Source organism: Nostoc sp., assembly GCF_036917455.1.
Taxonomy (GTDB): domain Bacteria; phylum Cyanobacteriota; class Cyanobacteriia; order Cyanobacteriales; family Nostocaceae; genus Nostoc.
This window is the reverse complement of the sequence record NZ_JBALDK010000003.1, coordinates 1-3,877: the sequence shown is the minus strand read 5'-3', so window position 1 is coordinate 3,877 and position 3,877 is coordinate 1. Positions and strand designations below refer to the sequence as shown.

At 47.6% G+C, this 3,877-nt stretch carries 5 protein-coding genes; 3 read left to right on the top strand and 2 right to left on the bottom strand.

The annotated features are described in order from the left end of the window. Positions 1-358: 358 nt before the first annotated feature. The gene (locus tag V7K42_RS00085) at positions 359-754 is read right to left on the bottom strand and encodes a winged helix-turn-helix transcriptional regulator (RefSeq protein ID WP_334912389.1); all 396 of its coding nucleotides are present in this window, start codon (positions 752-754) and stop codon (positions 359-361) included. Between the two features lie 163 nt (positions 755-917). On the opposite strand from V7K42_RS00085, the gene V7K42_RS00080 reads away from it, so the two are divergent. The 3 genes from V7K42_RS00080 (at position 918) to V7K42_RS00070 (ending at position 2,531) form a co-directional block, all read left to right on the top strand. Beyond that, positions 918-1,217, top strand: coding sequence for a muconolactone Delta-isomerase family protein (locus V7K42_RS00080; protein WP_334912387.1), 300 nt, complete (start codon positions 918-920; stop codon positions 1,215-1,217). Positions 1,218-1,275: 58 nt separating this feature from the next. Further along, positions 1,276-1,899: an NAD(P)-dependent oxidoreductase gene (locus V7K42_RS00075; RefSeq protein WP_334912385.1), complete on the top strand. Its 624-nt coding sequence runs from the start codon at positions 1,276-1,278 to the stop codon at positions 1,897-1,899. Positions 1,900-2,150: 251 nt separating this feature from the next. Next, positions 2,151-2,531, top strand: coding sequence for a YybH family protein (locus V7K42_RS00070; protein ID WP_334912383.1), 381 nt, complete (start codon positions 2,151-2,153; stop codon positions 2,529-2,531). Between the two features lie 137 nt (positions 2,532-2,668). Here the strand turns inward: V7K42_RS00070 and coaBC are convergent, their stop codons facing one another. Then, positions 2,669-3,874, bottom strand: a complete 1,206-nt coding sequence (coaBC, locus tag V7K42_RS00065) for a bifunctional phosphopantothenoylcysteine decarboxylase/phosphopantothenate--cysteine ligase CoaBC (RefSeq protein ID WP_334912391.1) — start codon at positions 3,872-3,874, stop codon at positions 2,669-2,671. Positions 3,875-3,877: the final 3 nt, after the last annotated feature.

Genomic DNA, 3,877 nt, shown 5'->3' with positions numbered 1-3,877 from the left:
TTTGGCTCTCCAAAATTTCACTGCTAACTTAAGTCCTAATTGCAAATTTGCAATTTCTTCATTATATCATAAAAAACTTTTGCAAGAGTTCTATTAATTAGTAGCGAATTAATGAAATGCTGTACTTGGCAATGCATCGCCTTACAATGCCAATGCATCGGGATGCATTAAAAATGCTACGCTTTTACGCAAAACTATACTAAGCTTTCTCTGCAACACCAGTTTTTTTAAGTATGTGCGTGTAGGTGCAGCCCAACCTAGGCATTACATTTCTCAAATTGAATTCATTCCATCCTTGGCTCATATTATTCATGATAAATCTTCTGCTTATCCCTTGGGTTGGTCGTGGTAGTTTGAATCACCCACTCTCTACCTTGAATTTTTGAGCCGATGCTTCTGCGTCGTAGGTAGAACGTGCATCATGTATTTCTGAGCGATGTTCCAGCGACCAAAGCACAAGCGCTTGAACGAGTGGAACGAGCGACTCTCCGAGCGGCGTGAGCGAATATTCAACCTTGGGTGGAATGCTGGGGTAGACGGTCCGAAGTAAGATGCCATTCCGCTGAAGACCACGGAGCGTCTCTGTCAGCATCCGCTGACTGATCCCCGGCAACCTTCGTTTGATCTCGCTAAATCGTAAGCTCCCGCCCACAAGATTCGATAGAATCAGGGACGTCCACTTATCGCCGACGTGGTCGAGAATCTCTCGAACGGGGCAATCTTCATCATCAAAAAATTTCGGGATTCGGCTCATGGTTACCTTCCTGTGCCTTAGGCAGAAAAAAGTGCCGTCTTCCATCTTGCTCTATTTTAGTACAGAATGAACCAAGTTATGAAAAGGAACCGTGCTGATTCCTCTTAAGTATGCGGATTGGGCAGAGGTTTCACAACCAAACAAGCTAAATAGAGGTTGACATATGCAATATCTTGTTATCTTCACGCCCAACAAGAAGTTCGAGACCGATGGTATGCCGTCTGACTTCGCAGAGACGGAACTCAAGGAACAGGCGCAAGTGCGAGTCCTTTACGCGGGGGGAGGCGCCCGTCAAGTGTGGGCGCTAGACACTAAAACCCGCGGCGGGGTCATCCTGTTCGAGGCAGAGTCGCCGGAGCACCTTCAGGAGATGATCGACAGCTTCCCACTCATCAAGGCCGACTACGCCGACTACCAGATTCTGCCGCTCGCGCCCCATGCGGCATTCTCGAAGAAGTCCTAATTAAAGCCGCATTTCTCCGACCAGAAAACCCCTAAGTGTTGCATAAAAGAGTTAAAACATGAAAGTCTTAGTCATAGGAGCCGCCGGCAAGACCGGTAGAGCTGTAGTCGAGCAGGCTGTGGCCGCTGGTCATCAGGTCACGGCCTTCGTTCACAAAGCCGACGAATACGAGATATCGGACGTTCGCGTCATCGAAGGTGACGCCACCAATAGTGTCGAGATAGACGCAGCAGTCCTCGGTCAAGACGCTGTTCTTGACACCATTGGCGGTAAAACGCCTTACAAGGCAACTACGCTCGAATCGAGTGCTGCCAACACAATCATTGCTTCCATGCAGCGAAACGGTGTACGCCGTCTCGTGGTAACTTCCATGATTGGCGAAGGAGATAGTGAAGCGAATACCACCTTTTATGAGCGCTTACTTGTTTCGACCTTTTTGCGCGGCGCGGACAAGGACAAAGCGGCAATGGAGTCCGCTGTCGAGTCGAGCGGTCTGGACTGGGTAATTCTTCGCCCAGCCCTGCTCACCGACGACCCCGCCAAGGGGAACGTTCGAGTCTTCGATGCCGATACGGGCGAGAAGGCCCATAAGATTACACGTGCCGACCTGGCTTCCTTCATGCTTGCCCAGCTTTCCAATAACGAATACCTCCATCAAGCCGTTACGATCGCAAATAGCTAAGAACTCTTTGGCCACGCTCTCTGGGGTCGGCAGCGTATTCGTTGAGTATCCAGGACAGTCCTGGACAAACAGATGGAATATTAAAGAGTTGAGGCAACACAACCCTTCGTAATGCCCTTTAACTAGAGCCGATGGCGACGATTTTGGTACAGTTCGCTGGTGTTACAAGGCTATTTCCCCAGGTGGCACTCAAGGTGCTACGCTCCTAAGCGGTAGTTCTTGAATACAAATCATTAGTGAGAACAATCATTATGTCTACAACAGAAACTAGTGCAAAGGATGAAGCGGCAATCAAAGCAGTGATTGCCGCGTTTGCCGAGGCGTGGAACGCTAAAGATGCGGAGCCCTTGGCGAATTTGTTTGTCGAGGATGCCGATTTCGTGGATGTCATAGGTCGTTGGTTTAAAGGGCGAACCGAGATCAAACAAACACACGCGCAGGCGTTGGCGTCGTTCTTAAGCGATAGCCAGATGACTATTACTGACACTCAAATCAAATTCCTCACCCCGAATGTGGCAGTCTTGCATAGCACTTGGGAAACCACTGGACACAAGAGTCTTGATGGAGTACATCGAATACAAGATACAGGTGTCTTGACAGCCGTAACAACCTGCAAGGAGAACACCTGGTAGATTACCGCTTTTCACAACACAGGGACTGTGCCAATTCCTGACACAAGCGTAACAAAAAGTTTGCTTTAAGCGGCGTTGGTAAATGACAAGATGAATTAGGCAGGAACAGGCACATCCCTAAACTTGAGGCAGATTTATCAAGTGATGACAAAATCAAATAATTGATGGGCCATTTCTAATTTAGAACAAGGTGCGATCGCTACTTGCCGTCCTTGATTATCTAAAAATATCGCTTGATTATTATCACTCCCAAAACCACTATCAGGCTGATCGATGGGATTGGCAACAATAGCATCTAGTTTTTTACTCTGCAACTTTTCTAATGCGGGCTTGACAATATCTCCAGACTGTGCTGCAAAACCAATTAATATCTGATGCGGCTGTTTGAGTTGTGCTAATTGGGCGACTATATCCGGTACTGGTTCCAAGGGTAAGGCTTGGGGGAGCGATCGCTTAGGCAATTTTTCTGTACTATAATATTTTGGCTTCACATCTGCTACGGCTGCTGACATGACGATTACATCAGCGTTGGGTAAACATTCCACCATGACGTGCTGCATTTGCTCGGCACTGACTACGGAAATAGCTTGTACTCCTAATGGTACATCCCAATTAGCCGGGCCATGCACCAGAGTGACGTTTGCACCTCGGTGAAGTGCTGCTTGCGCTAAAGCTAATCCCATTTTACCTGTGGAAGGATTGCCAATAAATCTAACTGGGTCAAGATACTCTCGCGTTCCCCCAGCACTAATTAACACTCGCTTACCTGCTAAATCTCGTTTGCCTTGAGTGTATAACAACGATTGGATGTGAGCCAAAATTTCTGGAGGTTCTGCTAATCTACCAGCACCAATGCGATCGCACGCTAATAAACCCGATGCTGTATTCATTCCATGATATCGGCGATCGACTAATAGCTGTTGCCAATTTCGTTGCACCGATAGCTGTTCCCACATATCCGTATTCATTGCGGGTGCTAACAGTATGGGACAAGTAGAAGCCAGCACGGTATTTGTAAGTAAATTATCAGCCATGCCGAATGCTAACTTGGCTAATGTATTAGCCGTCAAGGGGGCAATTACTATAACATCTGCCCATTCACCCAACTCAATATGCAAAGGACGAGAGTGAGTTGATTGCCAAAAATCATCATCTGTGTAGGCGGGATGACGAGATAGGGTGGCTATTGTCAGAGGTGTAATAAATTCTTGCGCCGAACGGGTGAGGATGACTCGCACTTCCACCCCAGTTTTAAACAGCGTCGAAACCAGCTCACAAATTTTGTAGGCGGCGATACCGCCGCCTACACCTATTAGAACCCTGTTTAATGTTGGATTAGTCATGGT

Bases quoted from the DNA above. Each gene is read 5' to 3' on its own strand.
- V7K42_RS00070 (WP_334912383.1), top strand. From the start codon at position 2,151: ATGTCTACAACAGAAACTAGTGCAAAGGATGAAGCGGCAATCAAAGCA.
- V7K42_RS00080 (WP_334912387.1), top strand. From the start codon at position 918: ATGCAATATCTTGTTATCTTCACGCCCAACAAGAAGTTCGAGACCGAT.
- V7K42_RS00085 (WP_334912389.1), bottom strand. From the start codon at position 754: ATGAGCCGAATCCCGAAATTTTTTGATGATGAAGATTGCCCCGTTCGA.
- coaBC (WP_334912391.1), bottom strand. From the start codon at position 3,874: ATGACTAATCCAACATTAAACAGGGTTCTAATAGGTGTAGGCGGCGGT.
- V7K42_RS00075 (WP_334912385.1), top strand. From the start codon at position 1,276: ATGAAAGTCTTAGTCATAGGAGCCGCCGGCAAGACCGGTAGAGCTGTA.